This is a genomic window from Photobacterium damselae, from assembly GCF_003026815.1.
Classification (GTDB): Bacteria; Pseudomonadota; Gammaproteobacteria; order Enterobacterales; family Vibrionaceae; genus Photobacterium; species Photobacterium damselae.
On record NZ_PYOG01000001.1, the window covers coordinates 217,803 to 243,033 of the forward strand.

Genomic DNA, 25,231 nt, shown 5'->3' on the forward strand with positions numbered 1-25,231 from the left:
CTGTTAATTTATTGTTAAGCTACAGCTAATAAAGTCATCGCTAATATTACTGATTTTCGCTCTACTCTTCAAAGAATTTATTAATCAATTTGCTTTGATAAATATCAATAAATGCTGTTCAGAATTTAACCATCGAAACATCAATTGATACAGATCAAGATTTTCAAAGCCATTTAGAAGGGCTGTTAGGATATTTAAATAGGAAATTTTTAAATCTGCTCATGAGTAAATCACGTTTATTCACAACCTGTTTTTAATTTGATACAAAACTTACATTTCACCCGAAAAAAATAAGGCAAAGATGATAATTCACTATGCATCTTTGCTGTATTTTCTAAGAGAACACCTTAGATTTATCATGGATTAACGTAATTTAAGCCAAATTAAATACATAAATAAAACTAATCCATTTAACCTTTCACCATAAAGATAAATTACGGTGTTTTGGGGCTATTAACTTGAAGAAATATGGCTCATATAAGGAAATAAAACGTGCTGATTCAGAGGAAAAATTCGAGGTGATTTTTATCGTATAATGTATTGATAGCGGTAGAAGTTATGGCAAATTTAATTGCCAGATTGAGCATTTATTCTAAAAAAATTTTTTGGCAATTAGCCAAGAGAAACGTGATTAATTAAAGAACGGACAAAAAACAGCCAAACTACAAAATAAATTCACTCCTTGCATGAGTTATCCTGTAATTGAATTTGTTTTTTATCTGTTACCAGCATCACAAAAGATTCATTTAATTTGCATTAATTATACAAATTAAACATTAGAGACAAAAAACGAGACTGTCAGAGTCCCGTTTTTTGTCACATGCCACCACCTTTATAATAACTTAGTATTAACAAAACCAGTTATTGGATGATTTGCTGATGAATCTTAACCACTACTTTCTTTATATTCGTTGCATTTTCTACTACGCAACCTGGCTTATGCGGCTCTAACGGCATAAAGATGGCAAACATTCTTGGCTTCATGATCACAGTACTTTGTGCAACCATTTCGCTTACTAGATAAAAATCATTTTCATCATCGTATTCTGTCGCTTTTGGGTGTGCGTCAGGCAAGGCAAAATCAATGCGCTCTTCACCCGATATCAGCACCTGCAAATCAATATATTGCTCATGCACTTCAGCCTGCTTAGAGCTTGCATCAGCCGTATCAAAACTCATGACATTGGCATAAATCAAATCGCCTGCAATCTCATGACGACCGAGCTCTAGCGCAGCCAAATCTTGTTCTAATAAAAAATGAATCGCTTGTTTAAATGGTTGCGGTAAAAACTCGTAACTTTTTGCGTTATCAAGATGACCTAAAATCATATTGTAAATCCTTTATAAAAAGGCCCAGATGACATCTCAGTACATCTGAACCTTAGGGGGAACTAGGAATTCGTTTCGTTGACCCATAAAGCAACACCCACTAAGCCTGCATCTGCTTGTGTTTTTGCCGCCACTAATTTGGGACGATACACTGCTGGTAACTCGGCTAATTGTGCTGCAACTAGCTCTCGATATCCTTGGGCTAAGCCCACACTGCCACCAAGGGTGACTGTATCTAAATCCAGCGTAATAGTGAGATCAGCAATTAAATTAGCAATCGCCTTTGCTGAATTTTCCACACAGAAAGTGGCGTGAGGATCTCCGGCTAAAAAAGCTTGGTACGCTTCTTTACCTGTACACTCCTCGCCCCAACGCTGACTGGTTTGCTTTGCAATGGCGGTTCCTGATGCGATAGCTTCTACACAACCAATGCGGCCACAGCCACAACGAGGGCCATGAGGATCGGCGACTGTATGTCCGGCATGGCCTGCTATACCACGTGGGCCAACTTGAAGCTGACCATTAAGAACAATTCCAGCCCCTACCCCTGTTGATACAGTAATAAAGGCCATATTGTTCACAGGCTGTTCAAGAGCTTTAAACTCAGCCCATGCCGCCGCTTGTGCATCATTAATCACATCAACATCACAGCCCATAATAGCGATGATTTCTTGCTGTAAGGGATAGTGGTTTAACCCACCTAAATTAGCCGGATTTAATGCTTTGAGAATGCCATGATCAATAATACCGGTTGAAGCTACAGCAACCTGTTCGACTTGGCCAATATACGGTGTTAATAGCTGACGTAACGCTTCAGTCATCGCATCGGGTTGCTGCGAACTGGGAGTGGCAATCTGTTGTCGATTAGAAACTTGACCATCTCGCACTATCGCACAGGCAATTTTAGTGCCTCCAATATCAACAGCTAACACTGACTTCATGCTATTGCCTCAATCTTTTGTGGCTCAGCACTGGCAACGGCAGAACTGAACCACTGACAAATATGTTCAACTCGTGTAATCGCAGAGCCAACAGTCACACAAGAAGCCCCAGCTTCAATTGCAACTTTCGCTAACTCAGGTGTGTTATAGCGACCTTCTGCCATAACCCAACATCCCGCATTATGCAAACGAGTTACCAGTTCTACATCTGGTTCGGTTGGCACTTCTCCACCAGTATAGCCAGACATAGTAGAACCAATAATATCCACACCGAGTTGCTGACAATAGATGCCTTCATCATAATTAGAGCAATCAGCCATTACTAAACAGCCTTGAGCTTTTATTTCTTGAACCAATGCTGCAATTTCAACTGGACGGGTACGGTGTGTGGCGTCTATAGCAATGATATCGGCACCCGCTTCTTTTAATGCGATAACATCATCAATAAATGGGGTAATACGAATTGGACTATCCGGCAAATCACGCTTAATGATACCAATGATAGGAACAGTAACGGTTGGACGGACTGCTTTTAGATTGGCAACCCCTTCAATACGAAGGCCCGCTGCACCACCAGCCACAGAAGCTTGAGCCATCGCTGCAACAATATTTGGGTCATCCATTGGACCATTATCAACAGGCTGGCATGAAGAGATAAAACCACCCTTAAGCTTTTTGAGAATTGGCTGTTCATTGTGTGTCATAAGTCTTACTCCAAAACATTTTTACTTATGAAGTTTGACTCCAATTTAAAGCGAATGAAGTTTAGCTTCAAATTGGTTTTAAGAAAATAGAGATCTACTCCACGAAAATAGATGTATCTGAATATGAAATTAGAGGCAAATCAACTTTTGAGAAGAGTTAGAAAAAAGAGAGAGGGTCAGATAAGAGAGCAAACGAAGATCGGAGTAATACCCAAGTAATTTCAAGACCTAGCACCTTAATATTACTTGGGGGCCTTAAGCTAAAAATCGAGCGCTTGTGTTGTCTTCAATTTTTGCGCTTGTGTACCATCCATATCTTCTTGAACTAACAAAGCGTAAATAAGGTCGAGAACAAACAGTTGAGAAATTTTAGTACCGATGGAGTCACCTTGTAATTTACCCTGACGGTTACCATTAACCAGCACATAATCAGCATATTCTGCTATCGATGAACGGGGATTATGAGTTAGAGCTACAGTTGTCGCTCCTGCTTCTTTTGCCAGTTTAAGCGCTTTTGTTGTTTCCAACGAGTTACCAGAGTGACTAATACCAATGGCTAGATCGCCTGGATGCAAAAGAGAAGCTTTCATATACATAAAGTGGTTATTGGTTAATGCATCAACATTGAAACCAATACGCATCAATTTATTTTTCGCATCTTCTGCAGTAATACCCGATGAACCAACACCAAAAAAATACACGCCGTGAGATGAGCGCAGCAGTTTTGCCACTTTCGCTAAAGTATCGAAGTTAAGTAGGTTAAGCGTTTCACCTAATACGTTATTGATCGTGTTATGTAACTTCTGTCCAATAAGCTCGGCACTATCGCTTGGGGTCACATCACTATCTAACAGAGATTTCTCATTAGGCGATGATGCAGTAGAAAGCTCTATAGCCAACTCCATCTTAAAATCTTGAAATCCTTTAAAACCCAGCGTTCGACAGAATCGGATAATCGTAGCCTCGCCCACATTTACCGCACTAGACAATTCAGCAATAGAGAAACGAGTAACATCAGCTGCATTATCAAGAACATAATCGGCAATTCTTTGAGCTGATGGCGTTAAACTTTCTTGTAAACTACCGATCATATCTAAAACTTTACCCGCTTTTATCGCTGTTGTTTTTGCGGTCATGCTATCCCCTACTGATTTATCGTATTGATTCTATTGTTATAACATTCTCACATGGCATAACAATAATGTGAAGTATTACTCCATTTACCAAGTGTTATATCAGTCGCATTTTCTTTGCGCAAATTTTATAAATCCAATATGGGTAAAAACAGTTCGATTTAAAATTGTTTGTCCAAATGTCGTACCAATCACATTTTAATGGTTTTGTTGTCTTGAACCGATTTTAGCCATTGCTTAATGAAATTTTACTCCATAGAATAAACTCAAACTCCACTTTTAAATATTTAATGAAGTAAAACTTCAGATTGATATCGAGGCATACCATGGAAAAACTAACAGGTCTAATTGCTGCTCCACACACTCCTTTTGATACTAATGGCAACGTTAACTTTGCTGCTATCGATCAAATTGCCGCTCACTTAATTAAAGACGGCGTAAAAGGAGTTTATGTTTGTGGTACAACAGGAGAAGGCATTCACTGTTCGGTTGAAGAGCGTAAAGCGATTGCAGAGCGTTGGGTTTCAGCATCTCAAGGCCAGCTAAAGATTACTCTACACACAGGTGCTCTAAGTATTGTTGATACACTAGAGTTGACTCGTCACGCTGAAACATTAGATATTTTCGCAACATCGGCAATTGGTCCTTGCTTCTTTAAACCAGGTTCTGTTGATGATCTTGTTGAATACTGTGCAACCGTTGCAGCAGCTGCGCCATCAAAAGGGTTCTACTACTACCACTCAGGCATGTCTGGTGTGAACCTAGATATGGAACAGTTCCTAATTAAAGCAGATAAAAAGATCCCTAACCTATCAGGTATTAAGTTTAACTCTGGTGACTTATACGAATACCAACGCTGTTTACGTGCTTGCGATGGCAAATACGACATTCCATTTGGTGTTGACGAGCATCTTCCTGGGGCACTTGCTGTTGGTGCTATTGGCGCAGTTGGTAGTACTTACAACTATGCAGCTCCGCACTTCACTAAAATGATTGAAGATTTCAATAACGGTGATCATGCAGCAGTTGTTAAAGGCATGGACAATGTTATTGCTCTAATTCGAGTATTAGTTGAATTTGGTGGTGTAGCAGCAGGTAAAGCCGCGATGGCTCTTCACGGTATCGACTGTGGCGACCCACGTTTACCACTTCGTGCTTTAACTACAGAACAAAAAGAAACAGTTGTTGCTAAGATGCGTGATGCTGGTTTTCTAAACGCCGCAAAATAATGGAATAAAAAGCATTAAGTACATGTTTTCGGTTTAGATAACATCCTAAAACTTAAGCTTAAATAACGACTTTAGACACCCAAATAAGACAAAACGAGGCGATATCACTACCGCCTCGTTTTTTATTGCGTGTTAATTCATTGCTTTTTAACAGTACAGATAGAATCTTAGCGATTAATCTGGAATATCTAAACCAAAATGCAAATACGCTCGATGAGTTGCAATACGACCTCGCGGTGTACGCTGTAAGAAACCTTGCTGAATCAAGTAAGGTTCTAATACATCTTCAATGGTATCTCTTTCTTCACCGATAGCTGCTGCTAAGTTATCCAGACCAACGGGGCCACCCATAAATTTATCAATGATAGCCAGTAATAATTTACGGTCCATATAATCAAAACCGCTGCTATCTACATCAAGCATATCTAGCGCTTTAGAAGCAACATCAGGACAAATATGACCATCACCCTTTACTTCGGCATAGTCGCGCACTCGACGTAGCAAACGGTTAGCAATACGAGGTGTACCACGCGAACGCATCGCAACTTCCATAGCTCCGGCTTCTTCCATTGATAAACCAAGGCAATCGGCACTGCGCTTTACAATGTTTTTCAAGTCTTCAACTTTGTAGTATTCCAAGCGCTGCGTTATACCAAAACGGTCACGAAGAGGTGAAGTAAGAGAACCGGCTCGGGTTGTTGCTCCTATTAAAGTAAAAGGGGGCAAATCAATCTTAATAGACCGAGCAGCGGGACCTTCACCAATCATAATATCGAGCTGATAATCTTCCATCGCAGGATAAAGAATCTCTTCAATATGCGGACTTAAACGATGGATCTCATCAATAAACAACACATCGTTTTCTTCTAAGTTTGTTAGAAGAGCGGCAAGATCACCGGCTTTTTCTAATACTGGGCCCGATGTAGTACGGATATTAACATCCATTTCATTGGCAACAATATTGGCTAATGTTGTTTTACCTAAGCCAGGAGGACCAAAGATAAGGAGATGATCCAGCGCTTCATTACGTAATTTAGCCGCTTTAATAAAGATCTCCATCTGGTCACGGACATGATCCTGTCCACGATAATCTTGCAGCAGCTTAGGTCGAATCGCACGATCAATCACATCTTCTTCACGTGATGTCGTGTGATTGGCAGAAATCAGACGATCCGCTTCAATCATGATATGAATTCCTACCTATTAAACCATTGAACGTAAAGCTTCACGGATGATCGTTTCACTGCTCATTTCAGGTTGAGCCACTTGTGAAACCACTTTAGAGGCTTGTTGCGGTTTATAACCAAGCGCAACTAGAGCACTAACAGCTTCATCTTCAGCACGCGCTTGCGAAGATGGGTTTTGAATTGGTGCATTTGACGCCGCCGTATCTTGAGCTGGTGTAAATAAGTCGCCTTCACCCCACCCTTTAAGACGATCTTTCATCTCAACCAATAGACGTTCTGCAGTCTTCTTACCTACACCCGGGATCTTCACTAATGTCGTGATATCTTCTTGCTCCACGCTAAGTACAAATTGGCTTGCTGTCATGGCAGAAAGAATGGCTAAGCCCAATTTAGGACCGACACCATTAGCTTTAATCACTTCACGAAAGAGCTCTCGCTCACTTTTCTTATTAAAGCCATACAGAAGTTGCGCATCTTCACGAACCACAAAATGGGTAAAAATAATCGCTTCTTGGCCGACTTCTGGCAGTTCATAGAAACAGCTCATTGGCATTTGAACTTCATAACCAATTCCGCCCACCTCAAGGAGTACCTCTGGTGGCTGTTTTTCTAATACGGTTCCGCGTAGTCGACCTATCACAACATTCTCTCTATATTTGAATGAATTACGTTATGCCGCTCCCTTTAAGAAGCAGCAATGCATTTTCTGGCCTTAGAATAGTAAAGAGCTGGATGGATATCCAGCTCTTTTCACTTATTTGACAGAAAAAAAGCAGCCGAAGCTGCTTTTAATAGAACAAAATATCAGGTTAGCGATATCGGCCTCGACGAGCACCAGATACCTGTCCAGCCATAGCAACTAACGTTCGGTTAGTATGAGCATGACAGATGGCAACGGCCAATGCATCGGCCGCATCAGCTTGAGGTTTGCCTTCTAGTTTCAACATAGAACAAACCATATGTTGAACCTGTAATTTATCAGCACTACCTATGCCAACCACCGCTTGTTTAATCAAACGGGCCGCATACTCATTAACAGGTAAGTCGGCATTAACCGCAGCAACGATAGCACTGCCACGAGCTTGACCTAACTTCAGAGCAGAGCTGGCATTTTTACCCATAAAGACTTCTTCAATGGCAAAAACATCTGGCTGAAATTGAGTGATAACTTCACTCACCCCTGTATAAATTTGTTTTAATCGACCTGGAATATCAGGGCAAGAAGTACGAATACAACCACTGCCTAAATACTCTAATTTTCGGCCTACTTGTCGTATCACCCCATATCCCGTAATACGAGATCCGGGGTCAATACCTAAAATAATCGACATTAATGCGTAGCTACACTTATTCTAGAGTTGCAGCAACTTCATCAGACATATCACCGTTATGATACACTTCTTGTACATCATCTAGGTCATCTAATACATCAATCAAACGCATCAATTTAGGCGCTGTTGTGATATCCAGATCCGCTTTAGTGGATGGCACTAAGGTTACTTCTGCGTTTGCAGCTTCAAAACCTGCCGCATCCATTGCATCTTTCACTGCACCAAACTCTTTTGGCGTAGTGTAAACATCAATCGAGCCGTCATCATTCGTCTCAACATCATCAGCACCCGCTTCTAATGCCGCTTCCATAACAGCGTCTTCATCAAGACCTGGAGCGTAAGAGATAACCCCTTTTTTATCAAATAGGTAGCTTACACTGCCATCGGTACCTAAGTTACCACCAGCTTTAGAAAATGCATGACGAACAGCAGATACAGTACGGTTGCGGTTATCAGTCATACACTCAACCATAACAGCAGTACCTGCAGGACCATAACCTTCATAGATTACGGTTTCCATATTGTCTTCACCATCACCACCAGCGCCACGAGTAACAGCACGGTTAATGGTATCGCGTGTCATGTTATTTGATAATGCTTTATCAATTGCAGCACGTAGACGGGGGTTATTTTCAACCTCTGCACCACCTTCTTTCGCTGAAACTACAATCTCACGAATTAGCTTAGTGAAAATTTTACCGCGTTTAGCATCCTGCGCCGCTTTACGGTGTTTGATGTTGGCAAATTTACTATGACCAGCCATATCTTACTCCTATTTCTTTGATACCAAGCTTCATAACCACCCAAAACATAAATGAGTATGGAGCATGGTATAAGCCCAAGGGACTCTCTGTTTCACAAAAATGAAAAAACTGGTCGTCCAGAACTCTGAGCGACCAGTTAAATATAAAAATCTACAGATACCAAGCGAGATTCTTAGCTCAGTATCCTCTCGAATTCACTGTCTTCACAATCAAAGACAGTGTCGATTTTATTACTCTGCAGATTCTTCTTTCGCTAGCTTAACCGCAATCGCTAATTCTTCAAGCGCTGCTGGGTTTGCAACACTTGGAGCATCAGTCAGTAGACATGCTGCTGCTGTTGTTTTAGGGAATGCGATAACGTCACGAATGTTCTCTGTACCACAAAGTAACATGACTAGACGGTCAAGACCAAATGCTAGACCCGCATGAGGAGGTGTACCGTACTTAAGCGCATCAAGTAGGAAACCAAACTTCAAGCGTTGCTCATCAGCGGCGATACCTAGAATATCAAATACTGCTGCTTGCATTTCGCCATTATGAATACGAACAGAACCACCGCCCACTTCATAACCATTTAGTACCATATCGTAGGCATTAGATAGCGCACCAGCTGGATTTGCTTTTAGCTCTTCAGGAGAGATATTCAATGGAGAAGTGAATGGGTGGTGCATTGCAGACAATGAACCATCTTCGTTCTCTTCAAACATTGGGAAATCAACAACCCATAGTGGTTTCCAAGCAGACTTATCTGTTAGACCTAGGTCTTCACCCAGTTTCAGACGTAGTGCGCCCATAGACTCAGTCACAACACGGTTACTATCGGCACCAAATAGAATGATGTCACCTGTTTGAGCATTTGTACGCTCAAGCAAGTTAGCAATAACTTCTTCGTTTAAGAATTTAGCAACAGGAGACTGAACACCTTCAAGGCCAGCAGCACGGTCATTAACCTTCATCCATGCTAGACCCTTAGCACCGTAAATACCAACGAACTTAGTGTATTCGTCAATTTGCTTACGGCTTAGTTCTGCACCACCTGGTACACAGATAACAGCAACACGACCTTTCTCATCGTTTGCAGGTGCTGAGAACACTTTAAAGTCAACGTCTTTAACAATGTCAGCAACATCAACAAGCTCAAGTGGGTTACGTAGATCTGGCTTATCAGAACCAAAACGACGCATTGCTTCGCTAAATGGCATGATTGGGAACTCGCCCAGATCAACATTTAGAAGCTCTTTCCACATTTCAGTGATCATCTGCTCAGTAACAGCACGAACCTGCTCTGCGCTCATGAAAGATGTTTCGATATCGATCTGAGTGAACTCTGGCTGACGGTCAGCACGAAGATCTTCATCACGGAAACATTTTACGATTTGGTAGTAACGGTCAAAACCAGACATCATCAGCAGCTGTTTAAATAGCTGAGGAGACTGTGGTAATGCGTAGAAGTTACCTTTATGAACACGGCTTGGTACTAAGTAATCACGTGCACCTTCAGGTGTTGCTTTAGTTAGTACTGGTGTTTCAATATCAAGGAAACCGTTAGTATCTAGGAAACGACGAACAAAGCTTGATGCTTTCGCACGCAGTTTAATACGATCGCTCATTTCTGGACGACGTAGATCTAGGTAACGGTACTTTAGACGCTGTTCTTCTGAGTTCTTTTGGTTAAAGTCTAGAGGAAGTACATCACTACGGTTGATGATTTCAAGACCTGAAGCTAATACTTCAACTTCACCCGTTGCCATGTCTTTATTTACTTGGCTTTCTGGACGAGTACGAACTTCACCTGTTAGACGAATACAGAATTCATTGCGCAGTTGGTTTGCTAATTCAAATACTTCTTTCATATCTGGATCAACAACAACCTGAACAATACCTTCACGATCTCGCATGTCGATAAAGATAAGACCGCCTAAGTCACGGCGACGGTTAACCCAGCCGCAAAGTTCTACTGTTTGTCCTGCTTGGGACTTGTTCAGTTGGCCACAATATTGGGTGCGCATAAGAAATTCCCGATCTATATACTTACATTCCTGTGAGCGATTTAAGTAAACTAATCACTTACCTTGCACAGGCTAATCTAGCCTCCCGACCTAGCATCGCTCAAAATTGCACCAAAAAGGCGGAGATATTTGGTCGGAAGATAAAAAATAACGAGGTATTATACCCAAACCTCTCAAAGATGCGAAGTTCAGTGCAAGGTAATTGTTCAGTCTACAAGCTCATTACTCAAAAAGGATCCACTATGCAGCCAAACTCATCACCACCATTACGATTAGGGCTCGCTATGTGGTCACATAACCAGTGGCAACAATCGATTTATGGCAAAGGTTGTAAAACAGGTGATCGCTTGGCTCGCTATGCAGAAACCTTTAATACCGTTGAAGGTAATACTACGTTTTACGCTGTTCCGAACTTAACTACAACCCAAAAATGGCACAGTGCAACACCGGATAACTTTCGTTTTACCTTTAAATTGCCTAAAACTATTACCCACCAGCAACAGCTTCGTCATAGCCAACAGAGTCTGAGCGATTTTTTCTCTGTAATGTCGCCTCTTGAGCACAAAATTGGTTTATGGAAGATACAACTCCCCGCAAGCTTTGGCCCAGAGTCTCTACCACTTTTAAAGCAGTTTCTCGATTTGTTTCCAAGTCACTATCCAGTTGGAGTTGAAGTTCGTCACGCCGCTTTCTTTGCCAAAGGTGAAGATGAGAGACGGTTCAACCACTTATTATTCGAAAAAAAAGCCAATCGAATTATTATGGATAGTCGACCAGTCTTTGCAGCCCCACCGACCTCTGCCGCTGTAAAAGATGCCCATCAAAAAAAACCTCGCGTCCCTGTTCATGCGATAGCGACAGCCGATAATCCTATGATTCGTTTTATTGGTCATCCAGACGATCTCAGCAATGACCCATTTTTTGCCAATTGGCTCACTCGCTTACCTATCTGGCTTAATGAAGGTAAACAGCCCTACCTTTTTATCCATACCCCAGATAATAATCACGCACCAGAACTTGCAACACGACTTTATGCGCTCTTAAAACAGCAAAGTATAAAGCAACTAAGTACTGTGAATTTACCAAGCATTACGCTACCAATCTTAAACGATGAGAATCCGCAGTTTAACTTACTGTAGATTTGCTGAATAAATAGGGGAAAGTGCGAATTGATAAAGACAAATGTTCCCATTTTCTCTACAATACGCGACCTTTCAGGCTTATGGATAGCCCACCTAGTTTGATGTTATCAATCAAATTAGAGTGTTTATTTGGGAATTCCAGTTCTTTAACTTATGAGGTTCGTGAGAATGGCAGGCCACGACAATATTTTTGCTGCGCCAATAGAAAAAATCGGTGACTTTACTTTTGATGCCCGTGTTGCCGAAGTTTTTCCTGATATGATCCAACGCTCGGTACCGGGCTACAGTAATATCATATCGGCTATCGGTATGTTGGCTGAGCGTTTTGCCAAACCACACTCAAAAATCTATGACCTTGGTTGTTCTCTTGGTGCTGCGACACTGTCTATGCGTCGTCATATAGAACAAGAAGGTTGTCAAATTATTGCGGTTGATAACTCAAGTGCAATGGTTGAACGCTGCCGTTTATTGGTCAATGCCTACCGCTCAGACACTCCAGTTAATGTCATTGAAGCCGATATTCGTGAAGTTGAAATCGAAGAGGCCTCAGTTGTTGTCCTTAACTTCACACTGCAATTTTTAGCTCCCGATGATCGCCAAACTCTATTAGAGAAAATCTATGCAGGTCTTCGCCCTGGTGGCATCTTAATTTTGTCAGAAAAATACGTTTTTGATGATGAAACCGCTCATGAGTTACTTATCGATCTGCACCATGATTTTAAGCGAGCTAATGGTTATAGCGAGCTAGAAATCAGTCAAAAGCGCAGTGCCATTGAAAATGTGATGCTGCCAGATTCTATTCAAACTCACCGTGACCGTCTTAGCCAGATCGGTTTTAGTAGTGTTGAAGTTTGGTTCCAATGTTTTAACTTTGGCTCAATGTTTGCGATTAAATAAGGTTTACGTTCCATTATGTTGTTTAGTTTTTCTGAGTTTTATCGACTTATCGCCCAACATGAAACCCTGCGTCCTTGGCTAAATATCCTGCCACAGCAACTGACGGATTGGGAAAATAAAGAACATGGCGATATGGGACGTTGGTTACGTGCACTTAAAAAGTTACCAACAGAAAAGCCTGATCTCATTAATATCCAAGATGAAGTAAGTGTTGCATACCAAAATGGTATTGAAAATGGTGAGCGTAAACGTATCGAAAGTTTACTACGTATCATGCAACCATGGCGTAAAGGTCCATTTAATATCCATGATATTCAAATAGATACCGAATGGCGCTCGGATTGGAAATGGGATCGAGTCCTACCTCACATTTCACCACTAAAAAATCGCACAGTACTTGATGTTGGCTGTAACAATGGTTATCACATGTGGCGCATGCTAGGTGAAGGAGCTCAACTTGCCGTAGGTATTGATCCATCTAGCCTGTTCTTGATCCAATTTGAAGCGATTAAACGCCTTATGGGTATGGATGACCGCGCTTACTTATTGCCACTAGGTATAGAGCAGCTTCCAGAACTCAAGGCATTTGATACTGTATTTAGTATGGGCGTGCTCTATCATCGCCGCTCACCTTTAGATCATATTATTCAGCTGAAAAACCAATTACGCAAAGATGGCGAATTAGTGCTAGAAACTATTGTAATAGATGGTGATGAAAACGATGTGTTAGTACCAACAGATCGTTACGCACAAATGCACAATGTGTATTTTTTCCCATCAGCTAAAGCGCTTAAAGTTTGGTTAGAAAAATGTGGTTTTGTAGATGTTCGAATCGTAGATCAATGTGACACTACTACAGACGAGCAGCGATCAACAGATTGGATGACAAATAACTCACTTCCTGATTATTTGGACCCAGATGATCCAAGCAAAACTATTGAAGGATACCCAGCCCCTAAACGTGCAATTTTAGTGGCTCGTAATCCTGACTAACGACTGACAAAGGGGTGCTGTTCGCATCCCTTTTTGTGCGCTAAACTAATGTGGTCTATAGAATTTTTGAAGTACTTTGGGAGAAATAATGCTTCGCCGCAGCGTACCCTTACTTGCCATTGCAGTGCTATCCGGTTGTACTGCAACTCAGCAAAAAAATCATCAAGAGACACTTGATGCTATTACGAACCTTGAAACCCAAATGCATGGTCAAATAGCGTCGATGTCTCAACATATTGATCAACAAAACCAGCATATTGCTAAGTTGGAGTCCAAATTAGCCAACATTTCAAAAGACGTAAAGTTTGTTAAACACAAAAGCTTAACTGAACCAAAACTTATTGTTGAAAAACAAATTGTTCGCGTACCAGTCGAAGAGAAAAAAGTCGATCCTAAAGTCGCCAACGGTAAAGTTGTTTTAGGACAGGAAGAGTGGGTTTGGATCGATTCAATCAAAGCCCACTTTAAAGCTCGTGTTGATACAGGTGCAACAACATCGTCTATCAACGCACAAGATATCCAGACTTTCGAGCGCGATGGTAAAGAGTGGATTCGCTTTAACTTAACTCATCAGGGTGAAGATAATACTGATGAGAAAGCACAAGCAGCAAAAGTGGATGAAATCGAAGCGCCTGTAGTGCGTTGGGTGAAGATTCGCCAAGCAAGCACAGAGGAAGCGGTTCGTCGTCCTGTGGTTGAGCTATGGGTTCAACTGGGATCTCTTCATGAAAAAGCTCAGTTTACACTCGCAGACCGTTCGCAGATGGATTATCCCGTTCTATTAGGTCGTGAATTTTTCAAAGATATTGCACTTGTTGATGTTGGTAAAAAATACATCCAAGGAAAGACTGAGCCAAAACCAGAGCCAGCAGCTGTAACAAAATAATTAAATGAAGAGGATGTCATGACGTCTAGAGTTCCGTTTTATTTTTTGATCTCTATTCTCATTACGGTAGGACTTGCGCTAAGTATTTATCGTCATGAAGTGTATGGTGTGCCATGGACTCCAGGTGAACACCGTCAAGTATGGGAACTTGAAGCTCGAGTTGAGTTCGATGCAATTGGCGAACCTGTAAAGGTCTCTATGGCTGCACCAAAAACCCAACAAGGTTTTACTCTTATAGATCAAAGTACTTCATCACCAGGCTATGGTGTAGCTACCGTTGATAACGACCAAGGTCACCGCATCGAGTGGACCATTCGAGATGCAATTGGTAAGCAGATTCTCTACTACAAAACCCAAATGTTGGTAGATAATCAATCAGATTACAAAGAGATCGCACCTAAAGGCGAACCCGCTACTGTTAGCTTAGATAGCCCACAACAGACAGCTGCGACAGCACTGCTGGCTCAAGCTCGTAATTTATCATCAGATGACCTTACGTTAACTCGTGAGCTAATCAAAGAATTTAACGACAAACAGAACCAAAATGCCTCCCTACTTCTTAACAGCTTAACTCGTGAGCAAGCAATTACGAATTTGCTGTCGATGGATGGTATCTATTCTCGTGTTGTCGGTGGTTTACAGCTTGAAGATGGTCGTCGTCGCCAAAGCATTACGCCAATGGTTGAAGTCTGGGACTCAGCGAATAAAGAGTGGCAGTTATTTAACCTAGAAACCGGCATTAAAGGCAAACCAGAGAATGTTTTAATCTGGAACCAGCAAGGCCACTCGTTACTTGATGTTGTTGGTGGACGTAACTCCAATGTAAGCTTCTCGATCATTGCGCAAGACATTACGCCACAACAAGCAACACAAGAGAAAGTTCAAGCCGAAGATCTACTTAACTTCTCTATCCATAGCTTACCAATTGAAGAGCAAGCAATGTTTAAAACCATTATGCTTGTCCCGATTGGTGCTCTTATCGTGGTCTTCCTACGTATTATTGTGGGCTTAAAAACCTCTGGTACGTTTATGCCAGTTCTGATCGCGGTTGCATTTGTTCAGACACAGCTACTAACAGGTATCTTAGGCTTCTTATTAATTGTTGGTACCGGCCTCATTATCCGAAGTTATTTATCCAAGCTTAACTTACTCTTAGTGGCCCGAATATCCGCCGTTATAATAACGGTTATTATGATCATTTCTGTCTTTACGGTTGTCGCTTATAAGATTGGTCTAGTCGAAGGCTTAAGTATCACCTTCTTCCCAATGATTATCCTATCTTGGACAATTGAACGTATGTCTATCCTATGGGAAGAAGAAGGGGCAAAAGAAGTGTTTGTTCAAGGTGGTGGTTCGCTATTAACTGCGGTACTTATCTATCTAGCCATGACAAACCCATTAATTCGTCACCTTACTTTTAACTTTATTGGTCTGCAACTTATCATTATGGCAGCCATTCTACTGTTGGGTACTTACACCGGTTACCGAATCAGCGAATTACGTCGATTCAAACCGCTGGCGGAGGACTAAACCATGTCATTTTTGTCACAGTTTACCTCCCCTAGCAAACTGAAAAAACGCGGTATTATGGGGATGAACCAGCGTAACCACAGTTACATTGGCCGCTATAATGATCGTAGTCGTTACCCGTTGGTAGATAACAAGTTAAAAACCAAGATTGTCGCGCAAGAGTACGGCGCGACAGTTCCAGAACTGATTGGTATTATTGACAGTCAAGCGACCGTTAAAACCATCCATAATATGGTAAAAGATTGGCCTGGATTTGTGATTAAACCGGCACAAGGTTCTGGTGGTAAAGGCATATTGGTGATCGTCAAACATAAAGATGGTGTCTATGTAAAACCATCAGGTGCAGAGATCAACAAGGAAGATGTAGAGCGTCATATTACCAATACACTAGCAGGTCTATTCTCGCTAGGGGGTAAGAATGATGTTGCCATGGTCGAAAACCTGATTGAGTTTGATAATGTCTTTGATGGCTTTAGCTATGAAGGTGTTCCGGATGTTCGTGTTATCGTATTCAAAGGATACCCTGTAATGGCGATGATGCGTTGTTCAACGTCAGCCTCTGATGGTAAAGCGAACCTTCACCAAGGCGCTGTCGGTGTTGGTATCGATATTGCCAGCGGAAAGGCTATACGTGCAGTGCAGTTTAATAAACCGATCGAACGTCACCCAGATACCGATAGGTTATTAAGCGAGTTAGAAGTTCCTAACTGGGAAAAACTACTAACCTTAGCCTCAAGTGCGTGGGAAATGACAGGACTGGGTTATATGGGTACCGACATGGTCTTGGATAAAAAACTTGGCCCTATGGTTCTAGAGCTAAATGCTCGTCCCGGTCTTGCTATTCAAATTGCGAATGGCTGTGGTTTGTTACCCCGTTTGCGCCATATTGAGATGATGGGAACATCATTTAGAATGCCAACACCTGAAGAGCGTGTTGCCTATTCTGCCCATCAATTTGGTGCTAAACCACAGTTCTGATCAAACGAATATTGATAACCATCTAATATAGACATCTAATCTAAGCCTCGACTCTCCCATCGAGGCTTTTTTCTATTTTTCTCTCAAGTTTTTTTGCGTCTAACCGATAACATTACTGAGTTTATTATTAACCCTGTGATTTTTATGACGGCTGTCCATACCTTAGACAAAGCACAACTTATCAACGAGATTCAACTGGGCAATCAGTTAGGTCATGCCGTTGAGCAAGGACGTCGTTCAGATTTTGCTCTTATGTTGGCCCTGCTTTCTCCAGACTTTCTAGAGAACACTCCCGTTGATCATATTGATAATAAACCCGTTACCGACTCCCAGCTTCGTGGCTACTTTGAATTACAAGACTCTCGCCCATTAACCACATCCGAATTTTGTTATGAGCGAGGAGCAGTACAAGCTGAAGCATTTCACCAAGGTGGGTTGGCAAGTTGCCGACTCATGGATGGTTTACAGCCTATTGCACTTACTTTTCCACCACAAGATACGAAAGGGATGCCTGAAGAGCTATATCATAACCTATCAGGTCACGAGCGTCGTAAATTGCCGCCAACAGAAATAATTGTACCAGAGTCTTCACCTCAACGACTTTATGGTGCGCTAGTACAAGCAAAACGCTTTGCTGAAATGCAAGCACAAGCACCACAGATCTACGCAACAGCTTAGTTTCTAGCGTAATGTTGCATAGCTGCCTACATATCCCCACCTAATTATTACCATACAAATTACTGTTTTATAAATTTCGTGAACTCACTCATAGCTTATTCATCCAAACTATTAGCAACAAGCAAACTTTTACTACCATCAAAATAAAGAATAAAACCAAGTAAGTTGATAAGTAATCGATCACCGTCTCTATTGGCTAGTAGGGTTAACGAATTTCTAGTAGGAGAAAATATGCAAATCGCTCAATCTGTTGTCGTCATTACTGCTGCTGGCAGCGCCATCGGTCGGGCTATGGCTATGCATTTTTCTCAATTAGGTGCTCATATCGCTCTTATTGATACAGATGCATCTCACCTTCAAACGACATTAGAGTGCTGTCAAACATTGAAAAATCCATGTCACGGCTACCTAATAAAAGATCTGACAGAGGCAAACATTCATCAAATCGGACTCAAAGTACTTCAGGATTTTGGCTCAATAGATATCCTCGTAAATTGCTGGCAAGGTATTGTGTTGCCAAACCTTTTAAGTAGCCACTCAGAAGAACATATGACTCAAGCCCTTACCCAAGACTCTACCCTATTTTTTTCCTTTGGTCGTTTTATTGCTAACTATATGAAATCAAATAAAAGAGCTGGTGTGATATTAAATGTGATCACATCAGAAACCTTAGATACGGCCAATTATACTATCGGAAATAAGGCGATGATTGCGGGCCTAACACAAAACTGGGCAAAAGAGTTAAAACACTTCGATGTTCGGGTAGGAAGTATTGTGCCAATCTCATACCAAGAGACAAATACATCTGCCCCTCTGTCTCTCTCAATGCAGTATGAAATGGTTCGAAGTGCTGAATATATTGTTGAAAATGACTACTTTAATGGCCGAATCATTGAAGCTGAACATCAATAACAACTTAATTTCTTACATAAAAGACAGACAGAAAAAAACCCGCTACATGAGCGGGTTTTTAATTTAAGGTCTAAAACTAATGATTAAGCTTTTGCTTTCTCTTTCTTAGTTTTTGCTGGTTTCTCAGTTAGAGGCTCAGACTTCTTAATCACTGTAGTGCCTTCGAAAGTCTCGCCTTCAACGAAAGCTTTACCGTAGTAAGATGCTAGTAGTACATCTTTAAGCTCAGCAATTAGAGGGTAACGAGGGTTTGCACCAGTACACTGGTCATCAAACGCTTCTACTGATAGCTCATCAAGCTTAGCTAGGAAGTCAGCCTCTGGAACACCTGCTGCCTGAATAGACATAGGGATTTCTAGGTTAACTTTTAGCTCATCTAACCAAGTTAGTAGACGCTCAATCTTCTGTGCAGTGCGGTCGCCTGGCTGAGATAGACCTAGGTGATCAGCAACTTCTGCGTAACGACGACGAGCTTGTGGGCGGTCGTACTGAGAGAATGCAGTCTGCTTAGTTGGGTTATCGTTCGCGTTGTAACGAACCACGTTAGAAATCAACAGTGCGTTAGCTAGACCGTGTGGAATATGGAATTCTGCACCCAGTTTGTGAGCCATTGAGTGACATACACCTAGGAATGCGTTAGCAAACGCGATACCAGCGATAGTTGCCGCATTGTGAACTTTCTCACGAGCAATTGGATCTTTAGCACCATTTGCATAGCTAGATGGTAGGTATTCTTTTAGCATCTTAAGTGCTTGTAGAGCCTGACCGTCTGAGTATTCGTTAGCAAGTACTGATACATAAGCTTCTAGTGCGTGAGTTACCGCATCGTAACCACCAAATGCAGTTAGAGACTTAGGCATGTTCATCACAAGGTTTGCATCAACGATAGCCATGTTTGGTGTTAGTTCGTAGTCAGCAAGTGGGTACTTAGCACCAGTCTTATCGTCTGTTACAACCGCAAATGGTGTTACTTCAGAACCAGTACCAGAGGTAGTTGTGATACATACAAGCTCAGCTTTTTGACCCATTTTAGGGAACTTGAAGATACGCTTACGAATATCCATAAAGCGCATTGCAAGGTCTTCAAAACATGTTTCTGGGTGCTCGTACATTACCCACATGATCTTAGCCGCATCCATTGGAGAACCGCCACCAAGAGCAAGAATAACGTCTGGTTGGAAGCTCTTCATCATTTCAGCACCCTTCTCTACTACAGATAGAGTTGGATCAGCTTCTACGTCAAAGAAAGTTTGAACTTCCATACCTTGAGCTTTAAGCAGTGCGACGATTTCATCTGCATAACCGTTGTTAAATAGGAAACGGTCAGTTACTAGGAATGCGCGTTTCTTACCTTCAAGGTCGCTAAGTGCGATTGGAAGGCTACCACGACGGAAGTAGATTGATTTAGGTAGTTTGTGCCACAACATATTTTCAGCTCGCTTCGCTACTGTCTTCTTGTTGATAAGGTGCTTAGGACCCACGTTCTCAGAGATAGAGTTACCACCCCAAGAACCACAACCTAGAGTTAGAGACGGTGCAACGTTAAAGTTGTAAAGGTCACCGATACCACCGTGAGTAGTAGGGATGTTTACAAGAATACGAGCTGTTTTTAGACGGTCACCAAAGTACTTGATACGGTCAGCGTTTACGTCTTGGTTAGTGTATAGGCCAGATGTGTGACCGATACCACCGATTTCAACCATAGTTACTGCTTGGTCAACCGCATTTTCAAATGAAGTTGCACGGAACATACCTAGAGTTGGAGATAGTTTTTCGTGAGCAAATTCATCATCAGCGCTTACCTGTAGGCCTTCACCGATAAGAATTTTCGTTGCAGCAGGAACTTTAACACCTGCCATTTCAGCAATCTTAACTGCTGGCTGACCAACGATATCTGCGTTTAGTGCACCATTAATAAGCAGTACTTTACGAACTTTATCTGCTTCTTCTTTAGTTAGAACATAACCGTTATGAGAAGCAAAACGCTCTTTAACTTCATCGTAAACTTCGTCCATAACGATAACTGCCTGCTCAGAAGCACACACTACACCGTTATCGAAAGTCTTAGACATAAGAACAGAAGCTACAGCACGCTTAACGTCAGCAGTTTCATCAATAACAACAGGAACGTTACCAGCACCAACACCGATAGCAGGCTTACCAGAAGAGTATGCTGCTTTAACCATGCCTGGACCACCAGTAGCAAGGATAAGGTTGATATCATCGTGCTTCATTAGGGCATTTGAAAGTTCAACAGATGGCTGATCAATCCAGCCAATGATGTCTTTTGGTGCACCGGCTGCTACTGCTGCATCAAGAACAAGTTTTGCTGCTGCGTTAGTAGATTCTTTAGCACGTGGGTGTGGTGAGAAGATAATTGCGTTACGTGTTTTTAGAGAGATTAGAGATTTGAAGATTGCTGTAGAGGTTGGGTTAGTCGTTGGAACGATACCACAGATGATACCTACAGGCTCAGCAATAGTCATAGTGCCGAACTCGTCATTCACTTCAAGAATGCCGCAAGTTTTTTCATCTTTGTATTTGTTGTAGATAAATTCTGATGCGAAGTGGTTTTTGATAACCTTATCTTCAACAATACCCATTCCAGATTCAGCAACAGCCTGTTGAGCTAGAGGGATACGAGCGTTGTTTGCAGCAAGAGAAGCAGCGCGGAAGATTTTATCCACTTGCTCTTGAGAGAAAGTTGCGAACTCTTTCTGAGCTGCTTTAACACGCGCAATCATTGCATCTAGTTCAGCCATATTTGTTACAGGCATAGTTAACTCCTAAACTTAATATTGAAAACTTTTTAGTAAGGATACGTTCTCAATCCTTTATGCCACTCGTTGTTTTCCGTTATAACAACTCAGCAACACACATACTTAGTAAATTGCTTTCAAAACTGATTATAAAATTTCACACCATGAAAAAACTTGATTTAGATCATTTGCTGTTAAAAATTTACATTTTTCATCAAAATTTGATCTAAGCAGTTAAAAATCAACAAGTTAAAATCATTTTCTGTGATCGTTAAGCTTGTTTTTGGCGAATATAGACTTTAATCAGTTTCTTCGCGTAAGGAAATAATATGTAATATTTCTACATTTATTACTAAATCCTACGCATTTTGTGACAAAAATCACTATTTATTTGTTCATCTGGTCAATTTTGTTGCATATATTCTAGCACGCCAGCCGCCCAAACAGATAATAGCTTGTTATTTGATTTACACAAACAAAACAAAATTAAAATTTATGACAAAACATTTCAATGCCCCAGCTCGAATCAGATTAAATAATTAAAACAACAAGATCTTCAAATCACGACTTTAACGGCCAGCTTGTCACTCTTGCTGTTAAAATTTACTTGGAGGTAATTAGAGCAATTTTAAAATCGATTTCTGTCCCTCAATAGCTAGATATTTTGCTTGAGCCACGCCCTATTGATAGCTTAAAGTATCGCCAATTAGAGAAATACAGGCACTCATATTCATTTATTATGACTGGCTATCCAAACATAACAAATGGCCATGCTTTATATTCTCATCCATCGACACTTACATGATGTGGTTACTTCAATGCCATCTTTAGAATTTGCTATTTTCCTTCAATTTTTTGTGGGGTTAATCGCCGCAGTTAATCCGATAGGCATCATGCCTGTTTACGTTTCATTGACGGGCCATATGACACCAGAAGAGCGAAACCGAACGGCCTTAACCGCCAACGTTGCGGTTGCCATTATTCTGATTGTTTCGTTATTAGCTGGGCAGTGGTTACTGGATATGTTCAGTATCTCACTAGATTCGTTCCGAGTTGCCGGGGGCCTACTACTTCTGACTATCGCATTCTCGATGATGAGCGGAAAAATAGGTGAAGGAAAACAGAACAAACAAGAAATATCAGAATCGGTCAGTCGAGAGCAAATTGGTGTTGTTCCATTGGCCATGCCTCTTTTAGCAGGACCTGGTGCTATCAGTTCAACCATCGTTTATGGTTCGCGTTATCCAGGTTTAACCAGCATCTTAGGCATCGCGGCAACCATTATTACCTTTGCATTTTGTTGTTGGTTACTGTTTAGAGCGGCCCCTCTTATTGTGCGAGTGCTTGGTCAAACTGGTATTAACGTTATTACTCGAATTATGGGCTTAATCCTTGCTGCATTAGGTATTGAATTTATCGCCAATGGATTACGTGCGCTGTTTCCAGGTTTAACTTAATGAATCATTTGCCTGATATAATTAAATTTATGCCATTTGATGCTATAATCAGGCAGAAATAAATCGCTAAAAAGCCTCGCTAAGTTCGAGGCTTTTATTTTACTGATCCGAATAGACATTCCTCGTTATGGTTACTCTCACTCCACGCCAACGCCTTTATCAAATCATTTTTGGAACTCAAACTCGATATGGTCAACTCTTTGATATTGGTCTAATTATTGCCATTATCAGTTCCGAGGTAATTTTAATTATTTCATCTGTTACCAGTATTGAATCCAAGTTTTCTACAACACTTTATATTTTAGAGTGGTTCTTTACCCTTCTATTTACTGTTGAGTATATTTTGCGGCTTTACTGCTCGCCAAAACCCTGGGCTTATGCGCGAAGTTTTTATGGCCTAATTGACTTAATTGCGATTGTGCCAGCTTATATCGCGTTCTTTATTCCGGGTTCAAACTATCTATTAATCGTACGTTTAATCCGAGTACTGCGAATCTTTAGAGTGCTAAAACTTGCACGTTATCTTAGAGATTCCAATATCTTATTACGTTCCTTAATGCAGGCTCAGCGCAAGATACTCGTCTTTTTTAGCTCAGTTTTGGTCCTTGTAACCGTCTTTGGCTCTTTGATGTTTATCATTGAAGGACCTGATAATGGTTTCACGAGTATTCCACAAAGTATTTATTGGGCAATTGTGACAATCACGACTGTCGGTTATGGTGATCTCGTCCCCCATACAGTGTTAGGTAAAGCAGTGGCATCGCTTACTATGCTGTTAGGCTATTCAATATTAGCAGTACCAACAGGTATTATTACGGCTGAAATTAACCAAGAAATTAACCACCATAAGGCACTTATTCGTTGCCCTAATTGTGCAACAAGCGGCCATGATATGGATGCTGATTACTGCAGAAAATGTGGTAGTAAACTTCCTGAGCACCTTTAAGAAAGTAAAAAAAGAGCATCAAAAAATACCCATAAATAGGTATTCAACTTTATTTTACAGATTAAAATAAAACTACAACTTAATAACATTCAAAAGAAAAAGAGACGATATCATCTTGTAATATCGTCTCTTTTTTATATTTAACAATAGAGTTGTAACGAAATTGTTTTGATTGTTATTTCAAATCAGAAACTACTCAATTGATTAATTATTCATTTTTTTGAATTTTGCTGTCTTAAATAATCAACAGCTTTATCAGGAAAGTCAGTAAATACACCATCGACATTAGCGGTTTTATAAAATACTTCTAACATTCCATTAAAGTCATCAGTATAAGCAGGAATACGCCCTTTATCGGCTCTAAAGGTATATGGATGAACGACCATGCCATTTTCATGGGCGGCCTTAACCAACCCAGTTAACTGAATATTGTCTTTCGTTGATTTATCAGAGACCACCATTGGTTTCCATGGACCGATACCATCAGCGTATTTAGACAGCTTTTTCATCCCATCAGGTTTAAACATCCAATCGTAGCTATAAGGCTGGGCTTTACCGTCTTTGTCATACACCATGGTCTCATTCCAATCAGTGTATGCCATCAACTGAACCAAATTTAAATCCATATCGAGCTCTGGCATTAACTCGTCATTAATACGCTTAAGTTCGTTAAAGTCAAAAGTTTGCAGATAGACTTTGCTGTCTTTATTTGTATAACCATATTGTTTTAATACTTTAAGTACCGCTTTACTGATGTCCTTACCTTCATGACGATGGAACCATGGCGCTTTAATTTCTGGATAAAGACCAATATCATAGCCTAATGTTTTATTAAGCCCTTGAATCATCTCTATTTCTTCTTGGAAGGTAGGAACTGTGAAATGTGACTTCCACATAGGAAAACGATCAGGGAAACCTTGAACTTGTTTGCCGTTTTCAATATTAAAGCCTTCCGTTACTGTCAGTTGCTTAATTTCAGGTAAAGTGAAATCAATCGCATAATAACGACCATCTTTACGGGCTCGATCTGGGAAAACTTCAGCTACGTTTGTCACACGATCTAAATAATGATCATGTAAAACCACTAGCTGATTATCTTTCGTCATCACAACATCCTGCTCAATATAGTCAGGGTGCATTGCATAAGCCAAAGCTTTTGCGGGTAAAGTATGTTCAGGTAGATAGCCTGATGCACCTCGGTGCGCTACTACAATTTTGTCGGAGAGATCAGATTGGGCAAAAGCAGAAGGAGCTAACATTGCAGCAGTTAATGCCAAGGTTAAGCCTAATTTTGTCATTATTATTTGTCCTTAAAGTATTAATCCAACTTAAATATTGAGTCTTATATGAATAGTGAAACTCTTATCTAAAGTTCGAACAAATAGTACGAGATATTTATGACAAATTTTCGACAGCAATAGCAAAA

At 40.9% G+C, this 25,231-nt stretch carries 22 protein-coding genes; 11 read left to right on the plus strand and 11 right to left on the minus strand.

Features of this window, described 5'->3' with window-relative positions; translation table 11 throughout:
* Positions 1 to 861 precede the first annotated feature (861 nt).
* The 4 genes from nanQ to CTN07_RS00980 all read right to left on the minus strand — a co-directional run bounded on the left by nanQ (position 862) and on the right by CTN07_RS00980 (position 4,110).
* On the minus strand, positions 862 to 1,329 hold the full coding sequence (nanQ, locus tag CTN07_RS00965; RefSeq protein WP_036764130.1) for an N-acetylneuraminate anomerase: 468 nt from the start codon (positions 1,327 to 1,329) through the stop codon (positions 862 to 864).
* A gap of 62 nt (positions 1,330 to 1,391) precedes the next feature.
* Positions 1,392 to 2,270: an N-acetylmannosamine kinase gene (locus CTN07_RS00970; protein ID WP_005300092.1), complete on the minus strand. Its 879-nt coding sequence runs from the start codon at positions 2,268 to 2,270 to the stop codon at positions 1,392 to 1,394.
* Complete coding sequence (locus tag CTN07_RS00975; RefSeq protein ID WP_005300094.1) at positions 2,267 to 2,974, minus strand: N-acetylmannosamine-6-phosphate 2-epimerase; 708 nt, start codon at positions 2,972 to 2,974, stop codon at positions 2,267 to 2,269. Before CTN07_RS00975 ends, CTN07_RS00970 begins: the two co-directional genes overlap by 4 nt.
* A gap of 260 nt (positions 2,975 to 3,234) precedes the next feature.
* Positions 3,235 to 4,110: a MurR/RpiR family transcriptional regulator gene (locus CTN07_RS00980; RefSeq protein ID WP_005300097.1), complete on the minus strand. Its 876-nt coding sequence runs from the start codon at positions 4,108 to 4,110 to the stop codon at positions 3,235 to 3,237.
* A 323-nt stretch (positions 4,111 to 4,433) separates the two neighbouring features.
* Here CTN07_RS00980 and CTN07_RS00985 point away from each other — a divergent pair, with 323 nt between their 5' ends.
* On the plus strand, positions 4,434 to 5,336 hold the full coding sequence (locus tag CTN07_RS00985; RefSeq protein WP_005300099.1) for a dihydrodipicolinate synthase family protein: 903 nt from the start codon (positions 4,434 to 4,436) through the stop codon (positions 5,334 to 5,336).
* Between the two features lie 174 nt (positions 5,337 to 5,510).
* Here the strand turns inward: CTN07_RS00985 and ruvB are convergent, their stop codons facing one another.
* From ruvB to aspS, 5 genes are all read right to left on the minus strand, one after another.
* Positions 5,511 to 6,521: a Holliday junction branch migration DNA helicase RuvB gene (ruvB, locus tag CTN07_RS00990; RefSeq protein WP_005300101.1), complete on the minus strand. Its 1,011-nt coding sequence runs from the start codon at positions 6,519 to 6,521 to the stop codon at positions 5,511 to 5,513.
* A gap of 18 nt (positions 6,522 to 6,539) precedes the next feature.
* Positions 6,540 to 7,163, minus strand: a complete 624-nt coding sequence (ruvA, locus tag CTN07_RS00995; RefSeq protein WP_036764132.1) for a Holliday junction branch migration protein RuvA — start codon at positions 7,161 to 7,163, stop codon at positions 6,540 to 6,542.
* A 169-nt stretch (positions 7,164 to 7,332) separates the two neighbouring features.
* The gene (gene ruvC / locus CTN07_RS01000) at positions 7,333 to 7,854 is read right to left on the minus strand and encodes a crossover junction endodeoxyribonuclease RuvC (protein WP_036764134.1); all 522 of its coding nucleotides are present in this window, start codon (positions 7,852 to 7,854) and stop codon (positions 7,333 to 7,335) included.
* A gap of 16 nt (positions 7,855 to 7,870) precedes the next feature.
* Positions 7,871 to 8,617, minus strand: a complete 747-nt coding sequence (locus CTN07_RS01005) for a YebC/PmpR family DNA-binding transcriptional regulator (protein WP_005300107.1) — start codon at positions 8,615 to 8,617, stop codon at positions 7,871 to 7,873.
* Positions 8,618 to 8,848: 231 nt separating this feature from the next.
* Complete coding sequence (aspS, locus tag CTN07_RS01010) at positions 8,849 to 10,627, minus strand: aspartate--tRNA ligase (protein ID WP_005300109.1); 1,779 nt, start codon at positions 10,625 to 10,627, stop codon at positions 8,849 to 8,851.
* A gap of 242 nt (positions 10,628 to 10,869) precedes the next feature.
* Between aspS and CTN07_RS01015 the strand changes: the two genes are divergently transcribed.
* The 8 genes from CTN07_RS01015 (at position 10,870) to CTN07_RS01050 (ending at position 18,643) form a co-directional block, all read left to right on the plus strand.
* Positions 10,870 to 11,766 (plus strand): DUF72 domain-containing protein, encoded by an 897-nt coding sequence (locus CTN07_RS01015; RefSeq protein ID WP_005300111.1) that lies wholly within the window; start codon positions 10,870 to 10,872, stop codon positions 11,764 to 11,766.
* Positions 11,767 to 11,937: 171 nt separating this feature from the next.
* On the plus strand, positions 11,938 to 12,666 hold the full coding sequence (gene cmoA / locus CTN07_RS01020; RefSeq protein ID WP_005300112.1) for a carboxy-S-adenosyl-L-methionine synthase CmoA: 729 nt from the start codon (positions 11,938 to 11,940) through the stop codon (positions 12,664 to 12,666).
* Positions 12,667 to 12,684: 18 nt separating this feature from the next.
* A complete protein-coding gene (gene cmoB, locus CTN07_RS01025) occupies positions 12,685 to 13,659 on the plus strand; it encodes a tRNA 5-methoxyuridine(34)/uridine 5-oxyacetic acid(34) synthase CmoB (protein ID WP_036765100.1) in 975 nt (324 codons plus the stop codon).
* A gap of 88 nt (positions 13,660 to 13,747) precedes the next feature.
* Positions 13,748 to 14,545, plus strand: a complete 798-nt coding sequence (locus tag CTN07_RS01030) for an ATP-dependent zinc protease family protein (protein WP_036764136.1) — start codon at positions 13,748 to 13,750, stop codon at positions 14,543 to 14,545.
* Between the two features lie 18 nt (positions 14,546 to 14,563).
* Positions 14,564 to 16,075, plus strand: coding sequence for an inactive transglutaminase family protein (locus CTN07_RS01035; protein WP_005300119.1), 1,512 nt, complete (start codon positions 14,564 to 14,566; stop codon positions 16,073 to 16,075).
* 3 nt (positions 16,076 to 16,078) lie between these two features.
* On the plus strand, positions 16,079 to 17,053 hold the full coding sequence (locus tag CTN07_RS01040) for an alpha-L-glutamate ligase-like protein (protein ID WP_005300121.1): 975 nt from the start codon (positions 16,079 to 16,081) through the stop codon (positions 17,051 to 17,053).
* A gap of 144 nt (positions 17,054 to 17,197) precedes the next feature.
* Positions 17,198 to 17,731: a VC2046/SO_2500 family protein gene (locus CTN07_RS01045; RefSeq protein ID WP_005300123.1), complete on the plus strand. Its 534-nt coding sequence runs from the start codon at positions 17,198 to 17,200 to the stop codon at positions 17,729 to 17,731.
* Between the two features lie 231 nt (positions 17,732 to 17,962).
* Complete coding sequence (locus CTN07_RS01050) at positions 17,963 to 18,643, plus strand: SDR family oxidoreductase (RefSeq protein WP_005300125.1); 681 nt, start codon at positions 17,963 to 17,965, stop codon at positions 18,641 to 18,643.
* Between the two features lie 83 nt (positions 18,644 to 18,726).
* Here the strand turns inward: CTN07_RS01050 and adhE are convergent, their stop codons facing one another.
* A complete protein-coding gene (gene adhE / locus CTN07_RS01055) occupies positions 18,727 to 21,420 on the minus strand; it encodes a bifunctional acetaldehyde-CoA/alcohol dehydrogenase (RefSeq protein WP_005300127.1) in 2,694 nt (897 codons plus the stop codon).
* 800 nt (positions 21,421 to 22,220) lie between these two features.
* Between adhE and CTN07_RS01060 the strand changes: the two genes are divergently transcribed.
* Together CTN07_RS01060 and CTN07_RS01065 are read left to right on the plus strand one after the other, a co-directional pair.
* Positions 22,221 to 22,859, plus strand: coding sequence for a YchE family NAAT transporter (locus CTN07_RS01060; RefSeq protein ID WP_005300130.1), 639 nt, complete (start codon positions 22,221 to 22,223; stop codon positions 22,857 to 22,859).
* A gap of 127 nt (positions 22,860 to 22,986) precedes the next feature.
* On the plus strand, positions 22,987 to 23,805 hold the full coding sequence (locus CTN07_RS01065) for an ion transporter (protein WP_005300132.1): 819 nt from the start codon (positions 22,987 to 22,989) through the stop codon (positions 23,803 to 23,805).
* Between the two features lie 212 nt (positions 23,806 to 24,017).
* On the opposite strand, the gene glpQ is transcribed toward CTN07_RS01065, so the two are convergent.
* A complete protein-coding gene (glpQ, locus tag CTN07_RS01070; protein ID WP_005300134.1) occupies positions 24,018 to 25,103 on the minus strand; it encodes a glycerophosphodiester phosphodiesterase in 1,086 nt (361 codons plus the stop codon).
* Between the last annotated feature and the right edge of the window lie 128 nt (positions 25,104 to 25,231).